This window comes from Vibrio metschnikovii CIP 69.14 (assembly GCF_000176155.1).
Taxonomy (GTDB): Bacteria; Pseudomonadota; Gammaproteobacteria; order Enterobacterales; family Vibrionaceae; genus Vibrio; species Vibrio metschnikovii.
The window spans coordinates 98,552-115,148 of the sequence record NZ_ACZO01000007.1 but is presented as its reverse complement, the minus strand read 5'-3'; the positions used below and the strand labels follow the sequence as shown (position 1 = coordinate 115,148).

Sequence of the window (16,597 nt, the reverse complement as noted above, 5' to 3'; positions counted from 1 at the left end):
TGTATAAGAGGCAAGAACAAAAAAGTCACAACCATAAGTGACGCTGTGACTTTTTAATGCAAGAAGTTCTGAAGTGAGTGTTAGCGCTTATTACGTAGATAACGTTTACGGCGTTCTTCTTTAATTTTCGCTTTTTCTTCCGTTTTACGGATTTCTTCTTGTTCGACTTCGATTAACTCATTAGGGATCATGTCTGGGCGTTCTAACGTAATTTTACCCAGTACCCCTTGGCGAAGTTCATGCAAGAGAATTTCCGATGCTTTATGCAAATCCACTCGCCCACCAGCGCGAAGAGCACCACGCTTTTGGCCAATGGCTTCCATCCATTCCACATCCGATCCAGGTGTGCCATCAACTTGATAGCGTGCAATAAGATTATCGGCATAATGTTTGGCAAGATACTCGACAGTATAAAAAGCCACATCCTCATATTCCATCGCGGTATCTTTAATCGCGCCAGTCGCAGCAAGACGAAATCCACTGTGAGGGTTTTCAACTTTAGGCCACAAAATACCAGGCGTATCAGACAGCACGACACCATTTTGTAAATTGATCCGTTGTTGACGACGTGTCACCGCCGGCTGGTTACCGGTTTGGGCTATCGCTCGACCAGCTAAGGTATTAATGATGGTCGATTTACCAACGTTGGGGATCCCCATGATCATAGTGCGAACATTTTTACCCACTTCTTCACGATGAGGGACCATCTTACGGCACAATTCTAAAATCCGATGGACTTCTTGAGGATTAGCGGTGGTGATGGCCATTGCTTTCACCCCTTGCTCTTGCTCTAAATGAGCAATCCACAACTCGGTCATTTCAGGATCGGCTAAATCACGCTTATTGAGTACTTTAATACAAGGTTTATCGCCGCGGAGCTGAGAAATCAGTGGGTTTTCACTACTGTAAGGAATACGCGCATCGAGCACCTCGATAATTACATCAATTTGCGGAATTGCTTCTTCAATCTCTTTACGAGCCTTGTGCATGTGGCCCGGAAACCATTGAATTTTATTGTTAACCATTTGAGTTTGTAGCCTTTCGTTTTTTGGTTTTAGCTGGTGAGGTATCAGGTGGGCATCACAACAATCGATGAGTTTGATTGGATCGCCATACCAAACTAACCATAATTACAGCAGCTCTTATGTTGAGTATTTTAGCATTTTTATCATAGCGCGGGAATCTACATATGATGAGGTTTGTGTTTAGTTCGTTAGCGAAGATGAAAAGTGAAGCAATTAATAGGTTGTGAATAATGAAAAAGTTTACAGGAAAATGAGAATGATGAATCGATAAGCATCGAGCCCAACGAGAGCGTTGAGCTCAATGGCAAAGGATTAAGGGAGCTGAGCAACAAAGGTGCCTTTAGGGGTAACTGGCAAATATTTTTGATAGAAATCCAGATAGGCTTGCTCGGGGTTGAGATCAGTAAAGACATCAGGGTAGAGCGCCTTGGCATAAAACTGAATCATTGCGCCATCCATAATGGTTCGACATGCGCCATGATAGGCGGCATACATTCGGTTATTTTTTACTGCATTAATGGAAGACCAACCCAGCCGCTGTTTAAAGCCCACTAGCCGTTGTTTTGCCGTTTCTTCGGCGACGTCTTGCCCTATGAGCATTGCATTGCTGGCAGTGCCGGATTCATACCCTGTAATAACAATCACATCGGGGTTGCTGGCAATAATTTGTTCAGGGTTAAGTTTTCCCCACCATTCGACATAAGGGGCTGAAATATTATCGCCACCCGCCATGGTTGAGATAGCTCCCCACATATTTTTACCAAAGGTGTAGCCCACTTCATTTACACCGCTTGCACCATATTCGGTATAGATTTTTGGTTGAGGTTTATTTGCCGCAGCCAGTCGTTGAGTTATCTTCTCGACACTTTCCTGATATTCATTCGCAATGGCTTCAGCCCGTCTTTCTTGCCCCGTGATGGTGCCAATCAGTTGGGTGCTTTTTACATGCCGTTCTACCGTTTGAGCATTATAATCGACAACCACAATAGGAATCCCCCATTGCTTCAAGGCGAGAGACTTCTGTGCTCAAGGCTTTATATTGCCAATCGGCTAATAGGATAAGGTCAGGGTTTAGGCTGATCACTTTTTCTATCGAAAATGAATTGGTATCTACTCGGCCAATTTCAGGGATATCATCCAGTGAGGGACGATGGTTAACATACATCTCCCAGTTGGCTGGCCGAGCTTGCCAGATGTATTTTGACATACCAACGACGTTGTCATAGGCCGCTTCTGTACCAATAGCCATATAGTCTTCAGGGTAAAACCCAACAATAACGCGTTGAGCGGGAGCGTTAAAGGTAACTTGCCTTTCTAATACATCAGTAACGGTAGTCATTGCTGAGAGAGCTGTGGTGCTAAAAGCCATTGCAGCCATGATCAGGAATTTTTTGTACATACGATAAACTCTTCATTTGCTATTAAATGCATATTTGGCGCTTGAATGCGCCGGACCATTGACATGATTATAAGAATAAACTAAATAATTATGCAAATAGTTATTATTTAGATACTCAATATGTGGTAATTATTATTTATTGAATGGTAGTATTCGCGGCCAAGGCCGCATAATGCGCGCTGATTCAATGCTGGTACGAGTCACGCATATACAGGCGTGTTCGAGAAAATAAGAATGAAAAGAAAGACTTTGCTCACCTCTTTTACCATTATCTCAGCATCAGGTTTGATCACTGCAAAACTAAAAATGCTCGAGGGTGTTGTCAGGTTGCCATTGAATTTCTTCTCAACGAGTTGTTTTGGCTACGAAAAACTGGATTAATAAAAAATGATCTCTGATACATTACAAGATGCTGTTATGACACAGCGAGAAAGTGAACGTCGCCGTAGTTGGATGTTATTTGGCTTCGGCTTATTGCTGATTGCTTCCTTTATTCTAGATATTATGACCGGTCCCTCGATGATCGATGTGACCTCGGTACTGCATGCATTATTGGAATGGATCGGGCTTCCTTTTCAGGTTGATGCTTCGACACAAGTGATTGTCAAAAATTTACGATTGCCTATTGCATTAATGGCTATCTTCGTAGGTGGATCGCTTGGGGTCGGCGGTGCAGAAATGCAAACGTTGTTGAATAATTCAATGGCGAGCCCTTATACGTTGGGAATGGCTGCCGCAGCTGGATTTGGTGCCGCTTTAGTGCTTTATGTTGGTTCGCTAGGCATAGAGAGCCATTTTGCGGTTCCCTTGGGTGCTTTTGTGTGTTGTATGCTTTCTGCTTGCTTTCTCTTTGCTCTTGCTTCTGTACGTCATATTGGGTCTGGGCAATTGATTTTAGCAGGCATAGCTTTGCTGTTTTTATTTCAATCTTTACTTTCATTAGTGCAGTTCATCTCTTCACCGGAGCTAAGCCAGCAAATTTTGTTTTGGTTGTTTGGCAGCTTATCGAAAGCAACGTGGAATAACTTGATGATCATCGCTGTCGTGGTCAGTTTGAGTGTTGTACTGTTACTAAAAGATGCTTGGAAGTTAACGGCATTGCGTTTAGGGGAAGAGCGGGCAAAAAGCCTCGGAGTGAATATTGTTAGGCTCAGGTTAAAAACATTATTTCTCGTTGCACTGATGACGGCAACGGTGACCAGTTTCGTCGGTATTATTGGGTTTATTGGTATTGTCGCTCCCAATATCGCTAAGATTTTGGTCGGTGAGGATCAACGTTTCTTTCTTCCCTTATCCTTTTTAATTGGCGCATTTTTACTCTCTACCGCCTCTGTATTATCGAAAGTAATTGTTCCAGGAGCACTTTTCCCAATTGGTATTGTTACTGCCATTGTTGGAGTGCCCTTTTTCTTTTGGCTCATTATTGGCAAGGCGCGTTAATATGTTACAGGTTAACAATCTTCATGTTCGATTTGGTGATTTAGTCTTGGCGGATGGGGTCAGTTTTTCATTGCAACCGGGTCAAGTAACGGCAATTCTTGGTCCTAACGGTACAGGAAAAAGTACCTTACTCAAAACCTTGTTTGGTGATATACGATGGCAAGAAGGTGAGATCCGTTTTCATCAACAGATACTCAATAAGCACCATCTTGCGCAATGGCGTCAACAGTTTGGTTACATGCCACAAGATATTCATCTTGATGTCAACTTGTCGGTGATTGAAGTGATATTGCTTGGGCGTTTGGATGCCTTGAGTATGCGCATTGATGATAGGATGTTGAATGATGGCTTGTCGATCCTCTCTCGTTTAGGTTTACGTCATTTGGCGCATCGAGATGTCAGAACCTTAAGTGGAGGGCAGTGCCAGATGATCTTGTTTGCTCAAGCATTGATGCGTAATCCTTCCATCTTAATGCTGGATGAACCTGTCAGTGCGCTCGATTTACACCATCAACATGTGTTGCTTGAGCATTTGGTTGAGCAAACTCGTCAGCATCAATACACTACGATTATGGTGTTGCATGATCTTAATCTTGCCGCGCAATATGCAGATAATCTTTTAGTGATGAAACAAGGGCAGTTGTTAGCTCAAGGGAAACCGCAAGATCTCTTGACTTCCGAATTGATATATCAACTGTATCAGGTGGATGCAGATGTACTGGTCGATGATAAAGGGGTTCCTTTTGTTCGTACTCGACGTTCGGCATAGAAAGTTTTGATCTTCTGGGATTGTTGTGAGAATAAACCTTGGCTCGTATTTGAATTATGTTGTTTGAATAAATTTGCTGTAGGTACTGACTCGACCGTTGATGTACTCAATACCGCAGTGAATGCTGTGTTCGTTATGGCCAACAATCTGATATTCGACAATAAATTCACCGCTGATCACTTTGATAAATAACAAACCGTCGATGACTTTCCATAATCCTTGCAGTGTTTTTTCACCAAACAGATCTCGTTCGACCAACGTGCCATTCGGCTTTAAATGCAAGGCAGAAGAAAAACCGTCTACATTCACTTTTACCCAAGTATGCTGGTGGGCCTCAAAGCTTAATATTTTGCGTCGACATTTGACCCACTCTATCAGCGCTTGTTCTTGGGTTGGCGTCAGTGTGGGGAGCGCTTCCATTTCTAAAAGGGTGTGATGCTTTTCATACCAGAAGAGTTGTAAGTGAAGTAATTTCATTGGTTCTCAGAGTGTTATGCATCGGGGCGTTATCAAGAGGCAACTCTGCGCGATTGTGTTGGCGATGTCAATATTTGCCAAGAAAAGAGACCGCGCTGACGGGGGAGCGGGCGCGGCCATATCCAAGTTCAGGATAAATAATGCATAAAAGATGCATCGGAGCACGATTTATCGATTGAATAAACGAGCTATAGGTTAAATAAACGAGGTAAATCTGCGGCGTCACACGCTTGGTTTAATCGCTGTTGAGCGGTACGAATGTCGCGCTGCCAATATTCATTTTGTGCCCACATCTCAATCACCAGCGGAGCAACGCAGTGTGTCTTTTTCAAGGTTTGGAAAATGGCGTCGAAATTAACCTCTCCTTCTCCAATCACTAAATCTCGAAATTGGCCAGCGTAGTTTGGGGTGACACAATAGGTATCTTTAAGATGGATTTGCGTGATGTGTGGCATGGCTAAGGTCAATTCTGTGCACACATCGTAGTTCCAACCTGAAATGTTGCCTACATCTGGATACGCCATAAAATAGGGTGAGGGCACTTGCCGCTTGAGAATTTCGAACTTGCTGAGTGAATTAAGGTAGCGGGTATCCATGATCTCCACCGCCAGCATCACGCCAGCACGCTCGGCCAGTTTGGCGGCAAGCTGCATGCCTTCAATGAAGCGTTGATGAGTTTCTTCATTAGCGGGTTCGTAATAGACATCATAGCCAGCGAGTTGAATGGTACGAATGCCCAGTTTGTAAGCTAAGGTAATCGCTTTCTCCATGTGCAAAATAGCTTGCTCTCTAATGGCGGGGTCTGACGAGCCAAAAGGAAACTTGCGGTGTGCACTTAGGCACATCGATTGCAGCGGGATTTGGTATTGCTCACACCATCTTCGTAGCTGATAGATGGTTGCATCATCCCAGTCTAAGCGTTGACGACGTTCATCCGACTCATCAACAGATATCTCTAAAAAATCAAACCCCAGATCTTTCGTTGTGGCGAGCTTTTCTTCCCAACGGAAATGATTGGGGAGCGCTTTTTCATACAACCCGATACGTTGGCGTGGCAAATGTTGATACATACGGCCTCCTAGCACCAAAAACGATCGATTTGACTGCGCAGTGCTTCGGCAGTGACGCGACCTGTTTCACCGACCAATGCACGCCCCGCAATGAAGGTTTTGGCCTTAATGCCTTCAAATAAATAGAGATCTTCTGGCACGATGCCACCTGTGATGGAAAGTTCAAGCCCCATATCGGATAGCGTTCGCATCTTCTCAACATCTTCGCTTGTCCAACCAATACCAGCCAGTTCGGCATCTCTTGAACGGTGATAAATAGCTTGGGTGATGCCAAGATCAATCCACGCTTGTGCATCAGCAAAGGTCCAGTTGCCGTAAATTTCGATTTGGATTTCACCATCCAGTTCATCGGCGACTTTCTTACAAGCGCTGATGGTGGCGATATGCGCTGCGGCAGAAACGGTGATCCAATCCGCGCCAGCTTCAAATGCCATCCGCGCTAAAATAGCGCCGCCATCGGTGGTTTTCATATCGCAAACTAGAATATGGTCAGGGTGATTATGGCGTAACGTTTTTACGGCCTTCATGCCTTCAGCAAAGGCGAGGATGGTGCCCACTTCGATGACATCAACAAAGCTTGCTACGTTTTTTGCCACTTCGATGGCAGAAATAAGGTCAGTTTGGTCGAGAGCGATTTGGATCATTGGTTTGGTCATGAGAGTTATCCTTGAATTTTGTCACGGATCAAACGGGCTAGCCCGTCGTGATTGTTATCGGTTGTACAAATCAGTTTGGCGTGGGATTTCACCGTCTCGTCGGCATTGAGCATCGCCACACCGAGCCCGGCGTAGTCGAGCATTGAAATGTCGTTATGGTTATCGCCGACAGCCAGCACGTGATTAGCGTGGTAGCCGAGCGATTGCACATATTCAGCCAAGCGCTGACCTTTACTGTTGCCTTTGGCAGCAAAGTCGACGCGATTCGACCATGAACGCTCACCGTTGAATGTCTCTTGTACCCAAGCTTGTTGGGCAAGGCGTTCAACGGAACTCGGTAGCCCTTCAACCACAAATTTCCAAATAAACGTTTCTTGCTCGACGCGGTGATGAAACGAGTCAATTTGCTCGATTTTGGGCTGTGCTGTTGGTGGGTACTGGCTGGCCCATTTTTCTAAGGCTTGCATGTAAGCGATTGGGCTATGCTTGGAATAGGTCATCGCGTCGGTCACATACATCACCAGTTTCATTTGAAACTCTTTAGCCAAAGCGAGAAAGCTCAATGCATCGTGCTTGGCAATCGCATTGTGCTTGAGCACTTTTTCATTTTGGTAGTCATACACATACGTGCCGTTACAGCAGATGATGGGGGTTGTGAGCCCCAATTCTTGATAATAGGGTTTAGCCGCCGTGTGGTGACGGCCAGTCACGATAACCACGTTGCAGTGTTGTTGCGCCTGTTGAATCGCCCGTTTTAGCTGTGGGTGAATGGTGTGTTCATCAGTCAACACCGTGCCATCAAGGTCGAGCGCGAGAACTTTATACATAGCCGCTACCTTTGACCGTAGTAAGCGTTATCACCATGCTTACGTTGATAGTGTTTATCGGATAATTCCGGTTGAATTTTGATGCCACTGTTGAGCGAACGAGTCGCGAGCGCCATGGCGGAAATCTCCTCCAATACGACGGCATTATGAACTGCATCGTTAGCATCTTTGCCCCAAGAGAAAGGAGCATGCCCAGCGACAATCACGCTTGGCACCGCCATCGGATCAATGCGCCGATGTTTGAACTCTTCGATGATCACAAGGCCGGTGTTTTTCTCATACTGGCCAGCGATTTCATCGCAAGAAAGTTTGCGTGTGCAGGGGATGTCACCGTAAAAATAATCGGCGTGAGTGGTTCCTAAAGCAGGAATGTCAATGCCCGCTTGCGCCCAAATAGTGGCACTGCGCGAATGAGTGTGTACCACACCGCCAATCTCTGGATAAGCTTTATAGAGTTCAAGGTGAGTGGCGGTATCACTGGATGGATTGAGTGTGCCTTCCACAATCGCGCCGTTAAGGTCAACGATCACCATGTCATCGACTTTCATCACATTATATTCCACGCCAGAAGGTTTGATGGCGATGACGCCCTTCTCGCGGTCTATTTCTGACACATTACCCCAAGTGAAAGTGACTAAACCGTATTGGGGAAGCTTAAGGTTTGCCGCAAATACTCGCTGTTTTAGTTCGCTATACATGACATCCTCACTCGACCAATTGCGCCGCTAACGCTTGATCAATCACTTGGTGAACATCCTGCGCGGTACGACAACGGCGCAGTTTATCGAGATCAACGCCTGTCTCGCTCTCTTCATCATCCAGCACTTGGGTTACTTCCATTAATCCTTCCATATGCTGATCAGATGAGCTGCCCGCTAAGGTGATCAGAACATCGACCGGTTCATCTTCGCCGTCAAAATAGACAGGTGTTTGTAGCGTCACTAAAGCAAAGGCGGTTCTTATCACGCCATTTTCAGGGCGAGCATGAGGCAGGGCAAGATTAGGCGCGATGACGATGTACGGGCCTAATTGTTCAACGCTGCTGATGATAGCATCGTGATAACAGGGGTGGATGGCTCCTGATTTGATCAGCCTATCCGTACCGATTTTTATCGCCTCTTGCCAAGTGCTCGCCTTTGCATTTAATTGAATGGAATCATTGTCGATCAGTGATTGTTTCAGTCCCATGGTTCTATCTCCAGAGTGGGTGCCAGAGCGTCTGGCACCTATTGTTTTTGTACTTATCGTTTTGTAGTCAATAGCTATTTCAAAGTGACAAAGTTTTTATCGATGATATCGAGCAGCTCATCACCAAAAGAGTTCGGATTCAGCATGTTTTGTACGCCGAGCACAAACTTGCCTTCTCCGGGCTCCATCTCACCAGAGAGATGTTTTGATGAGACGATGATGTCGGTTGTGGCGAGTTTAGATTTATAATCAGACACTGCGCAGGAATCCATCACATGTGGAATGCCTTTCTTCTCTAGATACTTACCGATTTTCATCTTCATCATCATTGAGGAGCCTTGTCCATTGCCACACACGGCTAAAATGCTGACCGGGCGCACGCCATCACTGACTTTCAGTGCTTGTTCGACGGCGGCGATGACTTCTGGATCGTCACTGATGTTTACCAAACCTTGTGCATCTTCCTCTTCACGCAGTTTTTTAGAGGCGAAGAACATGTACACACCAGCCAATGCAATCAGCACAAAGAAGAACAGTTTTGAGACGGATAAGCCTTGCATGATCGGTGGGAAGACTAGCGCCCAGTCGGCCATGCCCATCCAACCACTGAATTCGGTGCCGTATTGGTTGAAGATGTGAATGGCCCATGCGGAACCAGCTACTTCGATGATACCCATCACAAAACAGATCTTCATGACCGCGCGCCAGCCGCCAAAGTGGTTGGCAAAAACACCAATGGTTGCGTTGGAGAAGAACATCGGAATAAAGCCGGGAATGATCATGATTGGTGCATCAAAAGCTAGCATGGCCAGCACCGCGGTAAATTGACCAATCGCACCCCAAATGAAACCAAACACCATGGCATTAGGCGAAAATGCGTAGATAGCGGCGCAGTCAATGGCTAACACCGCGTTAGGGATCACGCGCTCTGAGATGCCTTTAAAGGCTTCAGACAGTTCGGCAACGAACATGCGCACCCCTGCAACAATGACTTGAATCGCTACCGCAAATTTAAGGCCAGTTTCCAGAATGTAGATAGACCAATGGGTTTTTCCCGCCATCGCTTGCAGGTTGTCTAAACCAAAGGAGAGCAAAATAATGCCGAAAAATAGCGTCATCACAATCGCGGTGGCGGCAATACTGTCGTGGAAAATGTGCAACCATTTAGGCAGTTTAAGGTGGTCGACACTCTCGTTTTTGTCGCCTAACTTGGGTGCAACCTTAACCGCAATCCAAGATGCCACTTGCTGTTGGTGGCCGATGGAGAAACCGGCACCGCCTGTAACTTCTTCAGTGGGTTTGAACATAATGTTGGAGGAGATCGACCAGTAAAGCGCCATCAAAACAGCTGAATAAAGGATGGTTTCCCACATGCTCGCACCGAGTACAAGGTAGAACACGGCAATCAATCCCGCTTGCTGGAACATAATGTGTCCCGTGAGCATGATGGTACGAATGCCCGTGTAGCGGCGCAGCAAAACGAGCAAGATGTTGATCGCCAGTGCCAGTAGCACGGTATAGCCGACCCAAGAATAATCATCCCCCATGATTTCCATAGTGGCCATCATCGAGGTGTACGGGTCGATAACCGAGCCTGTTAAACCATGATATTCCGATAATTTCTCAATCACAGGCTTAAAGCCTGCCACTAAGGTCCCTGCACCCACTTGTACCAACATAAAGCCGACGATGGTTTTGATCGACCCTTTAATGATGGTAGTGGTGTCTCTTCTTAATAACCAGTAACCGATAAGGGTGACTAAGCCCAGCAGCAAAGGTGCTTTAGTCATTACTTGGCTATAAAAAATGTAGAAGATATCGTAGATGAACTGCATATCTTTACCCCTTGATTCTCTTATTTATCGTTATGTGTATTCCCGTCTTACTCGAAGCTGGGTGTAGGTCAGAGTGGTTCAGCAAGGTGATGCTGATTTCCATCTTGTTTTGCTCACGAAATAGACTTTACCAATCAAAACTAATCATTCAATGCTCGTTTGTGATTATTTTGATTTTTATCAATTTCTCCACCAGCGGGAGACATTATTTGATACTCAAGTCACAGTTGAAACCTTATATCAAACAAAATCAATGACTTGAAATTTATTGTGAGCGAGAGGGAAGTTTTGTCCGTCCAGTGTTTGACATTGTGATGGATGAGAAATAGAATCAAAAAAAATCATAAATAATCACCAAGTAATCACTTGATGAAAAGATAAGGTGATAACCATGAACGAAGTACAAAGACATAACGAGATACTGTCTTTGCTAGACAATATGCGCACCATCAACGTCACGCATATTATTGAGAAATTTAACGTGTCACCAGCAACGGCCCGCCGTGATATTTCTAAGTTAGATGAGCTAGGTAAGCTGAAGAAAGTTCGCAATGGTGCTGAACGCTTAGAGATTAGAAAGCGAGCGTGGACGCCGTTAAATATCGACAGTACGGATCATTTTCATGAAAAATCACAGATTGCCATGGCCGCGGCTAAGCTCTGCAAACCCGGTGACAGTGTGGTGATTAACTGCGGTTCGACCGCCTTCTTGCTCGGTAAAGAGCTGTGCGGCCAAGATGTTCAAATTGTGACTAACTATTTTCCACTGGCCAGTTATTTGATTAATGAAGATCACAACGATGTGATCATCATTGGTGGACAGTACAACAAAGCGCAAAACATTTTCCTCAACCCCGCCCCAGACTCGTTAGGCGGTTACGCTGGAGATTGGATGTTCACCAGTGGCAAAGGGCTGACGGAAAATGGCCTCTACAAAACCGATATGCTCACCGCCGTTGCCGAGCAACAGATGCTGGAACAAATTGGCAAGTTAGTGGTGGTGGTGGACAGCTCTAAAGTGGGGCAGCGTACCGGCATGTTATTTTGTCCGGCTAATAAAATTGACATTGTTATCACTGGTAAGGCGGCTGATCCGCAAGTTATCCAAGCACTACAACAGCAAGGGACAGAAGTGATTCTGGTATAGAAAGCACTTCGCTCTACAGATTCTAATAATAAACACAGGCTCAGTGTCTTCGCTTTGGATGAAGACGCTTGGCTCCCTACATCCAAAATTTGTCTAACTGATCGTGAAATAAAAGGTGTTGTTATGAGTAAAATTGATGAAATTACACGCGATTCATGGGTTCTAAGTACCTTTCCTGAGTGGGGAACTTGGCTGAATGAAGAGATAGAAAAGACCGAAGTGGAAGCTAACACCTTTGCTATGTGGTGGCTCGGTTGTACCGGTATTTGGCTAAAAAGTGCCGGGAATACTAATCTTTCGATCGATTTTTGGTGTGGAACGGGTAAGAAAACTCAAAAAAATCCGCTTATGAACCAACAACACCAAATGATGCGAATGGGGGGCGTGCGTGAACTGCAACCCAACTTAAGAACTTCGCCTTTTGTGTTGGACCCGTTTGGCATCAAAGAGATTGATGCGGTGTTGGCGACGCATGATCACGCTGACCATATCGATATTAATGTCGCAGCGGCGGTGCTACAAAATTGTGGTGAACATGTGAAATTTATTGGGCCACAGGCTTGCGTTGACCTGTGGCAAGGTTGGGGAGTACCGAGTGAGCGCTGCATTGTGGCTAAAGTGGGCGATTGCATTGAAGTCGGGGATATCAGTATCCGAGTGCTGGACTCGTTTGACCGCACTGCGTTGATCACGCTGCCTAAAGGTGTTTCATCTTATGATAAAACGATTCTTGATGGTATGGATGATCGCGCGGTCAACTATTTGATTGAAACCTCCGGTGGTTCTATCTACCACTCGGGTGATTCGCATTATTCAAACTATTATGCAAAACATGGTAATGACTACAATATTGATGTGGCGCTACTCTCATACGGTGAAAACCCACGTGGTGTGACCGATAAAATGACCTCTTCTGATATTTTACGTGCCGGAGAGTCATTAAATTGTGAAGTGGTGATCCCATTTCATCACGATATTTGGGCTAACTTCCAAAATGACCCACGTGAAATTGAAGTGTTGTGGCAAATGAAAAAAGATCGTCTGCAATACGGTTTTGCACCATTCTTTTGGCAAGTGGGTGGCAAATACACCTACCCAACCGATAAAGAGCGTATGCATTATCAACATTTCAGGGGCTTTAGAGATATTTTCGTTGATGAGCCGGAATTACCTTATAAAGCCTTTTTATAACACTTGAAAATTTTATTAAATATCATAACGCCACCTAATGTTAAGGTGGCGTTATGATTAGTAAGGTCATATTAATCTGTAGAAAGATCATATCAAGTATTAAGAATGATTTTCAATAACTCAAAACCATTCATGTTATAAATGATTATTTCTAATGTATTTTTTGAATCTATTTTTATGTATTTATTGGTTTAGCAATAAATGATTTAAATCAACACCAATAATTTATCAAACTATTATAATGAATCGATTTATATTTTTGTTGAAAAGGTATTTCCTGGATAATCCTCATTCAATAAGGTTTACGATTGATTTTGGGGTTATATTAGAATAAGCATCAAAAAAGAAAATAGTTCTCATTTGTACTTTGGTGTTGGGTTATCCCATTTAATAAACGTTTGAGTGCAATTGATTATTATTTGAAAAGTTTAAGGATAGGCTAATTCGACAAGTTCTTTTGTGCTATATATGGCCATGTATGGGTAATGTTCATGATGATCAAAAACCGATTTAAAACCTTATTGTCACCCGATATCACGCGGCGCGGATTTATTAAATCCAGTTCGATGCTTGGAGGACTTGCGGCCGTTACCAGTTCTCTTCCTCTTCCTTTTAAATCGACGCTTGCTCAAGCTAAAGAAATAACACCTAAAGCGGATGAAAAAGTGGTTTGGAGTGCCTGCACGGTTAACTGTGGTAGCCGATGTCCGCTTCGTATGCACGTAGTGGATGGCGAGATAAAATGGGTAGAAGCCGATAATACAGGCACTGATAACTATGCAGCAAAAGATGTACAAGTTCGTGCTTGTTTACGTGGTCGTTCGATGCGTCGTCGAGTTTACAATCCAGACCGTCTCAAATACCCATTAAAACGAGTTGGGAAACGAGGGGAAGGCAAATTTAAGCGTATCAGTTGGGAAGAAGCTTACGACGACATTGCGAATAATTTGCAACGTATCATTGATGATTACGGTAATGAAGCGGTATACCTTAACTATGGTACAGGAACATTAGGTGGAACAGTCACTCGTTCTTGGCCACCGGGTAAAACATTAATTGCTAGATTGATGAACTTAAAAGGGGGTTATTTAAATCATTATGGCGATTATTCTACGGCACAAATTGCTGAGGGACTAAATTATACTTATGGTGGTTGGGCAAATGGTAACTCGTTCTCTGATTTGGAAAACGCCAAACTGATTGTGCAATTTGGTAATAATCCTGCAGAAACGCGCATGTCTGGTGGTGGGTTAATTCATCATTATGTAGAAAGTAAAGCAAAATCGAATGCGCGTACTATTATTGTTGACCCTCGTTATACTGATACGGCGGGTGGACGAGAAGATGAGTGGATTCCTATCCGTCCGGGTACCGATACCGCGTTTATTTCGGCAATGGCGTATGTGATGATCAAAGAAAATTTGGTCGATCAACCTTTCTTAGATAAATACTGCGTGGGTTACGATGAAAAAACATTACCAGCATCCGCTCTGGCGAACAGTGATTATAAATCGTATATTTTAGGACTCGGTGACGATAAAACCCCAAAAACACCGGAATGGGCGGCGGCCATTACCGGAATTCCGGCTGACATTATCATTAAAACGGCCCGCGAAATTGGTTCAATCAAACCTTGTGCCATTCACCAAGGTTGGGGATTACAACGTACCGCTGCGGGAGAAATTGCATCTCGAGCTGTGGCGATGCTGGCCATTTTAACCGGTAATGTTGGTATTAGTGGTGGCGGTTCAGGCGCTCGTGAGTCGGATTACAGCATTCCGTTTGTTCGTTTTCCTACTTTGGATAACCCAGTCAAAGCCTCCATTCCGATGTTCCTATGGACGGATGCTATTGTGCGCGGCCCAGAAATGACAGCATTAAAAGACGGTGTTCGTGGTAAAGATAAATTGGATGTGCCGATTAAATTTATTTGGAATTACGCTGGCAACTGCTTAATTAACCAACATTCTGATATCAACCTTACTCATCAGATCCTGCAAGATGATACTACTTGCGAGATGATCGTCGTGATTGATAATCACATGACGTCCTCTGCGAAATACGCGGATATTGTATTGCCAGATTTGACCACTTCAGAGCAAGCCGATTTTTGTATGGATGGTAAAGCAGCCAATATGCCGTATTTCATTTATGCTGATCAAGCGATTAAGCCTCAATTTGAAGCTCGTGGAATTTATGAAATGTGTTCAGAGCTTGCCAAACGACTTGGTGTGGCAGAAGCCTTTACTGAAGGGCGAGATCAAGAAGGGTGGCTACGTTATCTGTATGCGGAAACGCGAAAGCTTGATCCTAGCTTGCCTGATTTTGAAACAGTTCGTCAACAGGGTATCGTGAAACGGACAGATCCTAATGGTCATTATGTCGCTTATAAAGCATTCCGTGACGATCCACAGAATAATCCTTTATCGACACCTTCGGGTAAGATAGAGATCTATTCTGAGCGGTTGGCGGAAATTGCGCAAACTTGGGAGCTCCCTGAAGGTGATGTGATTCATCCTCTACCAGTTTACACTTCAAGCTTTGAAGGGTGGGATGATCCAAAACGTTCACTATATCCATTGCAATTAACCGGTTTCCACTTTAAAGCTCGAGTCCATTCTACGTATGGCAATATCGATATTTTAAAAGAAGCAGCTCGCCAAGAAATGTGGATTAATCCGATTGATGCTAAAGCTCGTGGAATTAAAAATGGTGATCGTGTACGTATTTTTAATGACCGTGGAGAGACACGTATTCCAGCTAAGGTCACACCACGAATTATTCCTGGCGTGGTTGCATTAGGTGAGGGAGCTTGGTATACGCCCGATGGTCGAAAAGTCGATCAAGCAGGCTCAATTAATGTGTTGACGACTCAACGGCCAAGCCCATTGGCGAAAGGCAACCCTCAGCACACTAACCTTGTTCAAGTTCAGCGCGTATAACCCAAGGACTAACTTATGAAACAGTATGGTTTTTATATTGATTCCAGTAAATGTACGGGCTGTAAAACGTGCCAGCTCTCTTGTAAAGACAATAAAGATCTAGGTGTTGGCGTTAACTTTCGTCGTGTCTACGATTATGAAGGTGGAAATTGGGTCGTTGAAGGGGAAACCTTTCGTCAAGATGTCTTTTCTTACTATCTTTCGATTGCTTGTAATCACTGTGATGAGCCAGCATGTGCGAAGGTTTGTCCATCTGGAGCTATGCACAAACGCGAAGACGGTTTTGTGATTGTTGATGAAGCGGTTTGTATCGGCTGTAAGTTGTGTGCGATGTCTTGTCCTTATGGTGCACCGCAGTATAGCGAAGAAAAAGGTCACATGACGAAGTGTGATGGATGTTATGAGCGAGTAGGGCAAGGTTTGGAGCCTGTTTGTGTGACTTCTTGCCCATTGCGAGCACTCGAGTTTGGTCCCATTGATGAATTACGAGCCAAATACGGCACTAATGCGGATGTTGCTCCTCTTCCTTCATCGTTCATTACGAAGCCCAACATTGTCATTAAACTCAATAAAAATGCTCGTCCTACGGGCGATAAAACGGGTTTCTTAGCAAATCCGAAGGAGGTGTAAG

16 protein-coding genes are annotated in these 16,597 nt (G+C 44.5%); 6 read left to right on the top strand and 10 right to left on the bottom strand.

What is annotated here, in order from left to right; all coding sequences use genetic code 11:
• Nucleotides 1-80 precede the first annotated feature (80 nt).
• The 3 genes from ylqF to VIB_RS17950 all read right to left on the bottom strand — a co-directional run bounded on the left by ylqF (nt 81) and on the right by VIB_RS17950 (nt 2,424).
• A complete protein-coding gene (gene ylqF, locus VIB_RS12325; RefSeq protein ID WP_004396449.1) occupies nt 81-1,025 on the bottom strand; it encodes a ribosome biogenesis GTPase YlqF in 945 nt (314 codons plus the stop codon).
• Between the two features lie 312 nt (nt 1,026-1,337).
• Entirely contained in the window at nt 1,338-2,009 is a 672-nt protein-coding gene (locus VIB_RS17955) for an ABC transporter substrate-binding protein (protein WP_004396446.1), read from the bottom strand.
• Nucleotides 1,993-2,424, bottom strand: coding sequence for a TroA family protein (locus tag VIB_RS17950; RefSeq protein ID WP_004396444.1), 432 nt, complete (start codon nt 2,422-2,424; stop codon nt 1,993-1,995). The genes VIB_RS17955 and VIB_RS17950 overlap by 17 nt, the downstream gene beginning before the upstream one ends.
• A gap of 387 nt (nt 2,425-2,811) precedes the next feature.
• Here VIB_RS17950 and VIB_RS12315 point away from each other — a divergent pair, with 387 nt between their 5' ends.
• Nucleotides 2,812-3,864 carry a FecCD family ABC transporter permease gene (locus tag VIB_RS12315; protein ID WP_004396441.1) on the top strand — a complete coding sequence of 351 codons (1,053 nt, stop codon included), beginning with the start codon at nt 2,812-2,814 and terminating at the stop codon, nt 3,862-3,864.
• 1 nt (nt 3,865) lies between these two features.
• Nucleotides 3,866-4,633 carry an ABC transporter ATP-binding protein gene (locus tag VIB_RS12310; protein ID WP_004396438.1) on the top strand — a complete coding sequence of 256 codons (768 nt, stop codon included), beginning with the start codon at nt 3,866-3,868 and terminating at the stop codon, nt 4,631-4,633.
• 54 nt (nt 4,634-4,687) lie between these two features.
• On the opposite strand, the gene VIB_RS12305 is transcribed toward VIB_RS12310, so the two are convergent.
• The 7 genes from VIB_RS12305 to VIB_RS12275 all read right to left on the bottom strand — a co-directional run bounded on the left by VIB_RS12305 (nt 4,688) and on the right by VIB_RS12275 (nt 10,686).
• Nucleotides 4,688-5,110: a hypothetical protein gene (locus VIB_RS12305; protein ID WP_040905049.1), complete on the bottom strand. Its 423-nt coding sequence runs from the start codon at nt 5,108-5,110 to the stop codon at nt 4,688-4,690.
• Nucleotides 5,111-5,298: 188 nt separating this feature from the next.
• Nucleotides 5,299-6,180 carry an L-ribulose-5-phosphate 3-epimerase gene (locus VIB_RS12300; protein ID WP_004396432.1) on the bottom strand — a complete coding sequence of 294 codons (882 nt, stop codon included), beginning with the start codon at nt 6,178-6,180 and terminating at the stop codon, nt 5,299-5,301.
• Between the two features lie 8 nt (nt 6,181-6,188).
• Nucleotides 6,189-6,836, bottom strand: a complete 648-nt coding sequence (locus tag VIB_RS12295; protein WP_004396430.1) for a 3-keto-L-gulonate-6-phosphate decarboxylase UlaD — start codon at nt 6,834-6,836, stop codon at nt 6,189-6,191.
• A 5-nt stretch (nt 6,837-6,841) separates the two neighbouring features.
• Nucleotides 6,842-7,663: a Cof-type HAD-IIB family hydrolase gene (locus tag VIB_RS12290; protein WP_004396427.1), complete on the bottom strand. Its 822-nt coding sequence runs from the start codon at nt 7,661-7,663 to the stop codon at nt 6,842-6,844.
• A 5-nt stretch (nt 7,664-7,668) separates the two neighbouring features.
• Nucleotides 7,669-8,361 carry an L-ribulose-5-phosphate 4-epimerase gene (locus VIB_RS12285; RefSeq protein ID WP_004396424.1) on the bottom strand — a complete coding sequence of 231 codons (693 nt, stop codon included), beginning with the start codon at nt 8,359-8,361 and terminating at the stop codon, nt 7,669-7,671.
• Between the two features lie 7 nt (nt 8,362-8,368).
• On the bottom strand, nt 8,369-8,851 hold the full coding sequence (locus tag VIB_RS12280) for a PTS sugar transporter subunit IIA (RefSeq protein WP_040905046.1): 483 nt from the start codon (nt 8,849-8,851) through the stop codon (nt 8,369-8,371).
• A 74-nt stretch (nt 8,852-8,925) separates the two neighbouring features.
• Complete coding sequence (locus VIB_RS12275) at nt 8,926-10,686, bottom strand: PTS ascorbate-specific subunit IIBC (protein ID WP_004396420.1); 1,761 nt, start codon at nt 10,684-10,686, stop codon at nt 8,926-8,928.
• A gap of 391 nt (nt 10,687-11,077) precedes the next feature.
• Between VIB_RS12275 and ulaR the strand changes: the two genes are divergently transcribed.
• The 4 genes from ulaR (at nt 11,078) to VIB_RS12255 (ending at nt 16,596) form a co-directional block, all read left to right on the top strand.
• Nucleotides 11,078-11,833: an HTH-type transcriptional regulator UlaR gene (gene ulaR / locus VIB_RS12270; RefSeq protein ID WP_004396418.1), complete on the top strand. Its 756-nt coding sequence runs from the start codon at nt 11,078-11,080 to the stop codon at nt 11,831-11,833.
• 123 nt (nt 11,834-11,956) lie between these two features.
• A complete protein-coding gene (gene ulaG / locus VIB_RS12265) occupies nt 11,957-13,024 on the top strand; it encodes an L-ascorbate 6-phosphate lactonase (protein ID WP_004396415.1) in 1,068 nt (355 codons plus the stop codon).
• A 491-nt stretch (nt 13,025-13,515) separates the two neighbouring features.
• Nucleotides 13,516-15,966: a DmsA/YnfE/YnfF family dimethyl sulfoxide reductase gene (locus tag VIB_RS12260; RefSeq protein ID WP_004396413.1), complete on the top strand. Its 2,451-nt coding sequence runs from the start codon at nt 13,516-13,518 to the stop codon at nt 15,964-15,966.
• 15 nt (nt 15,967-15,981) lie between these two features.
• The gene (locus tag VIB_RS12255; RefSeq protein WP_004396412.1) at nt 15,982-16,596 is read left to right on the top strand and encodes a DMSO/selenate family reductase complex B subunit; all 615 of its coding nucleotides are present in this window, start codon (nt 15,982-15,984) and stop codon (nt 16,594-16,596) included.
• Nucleotide 16,597: the final 1 nt, after the last annotated feature.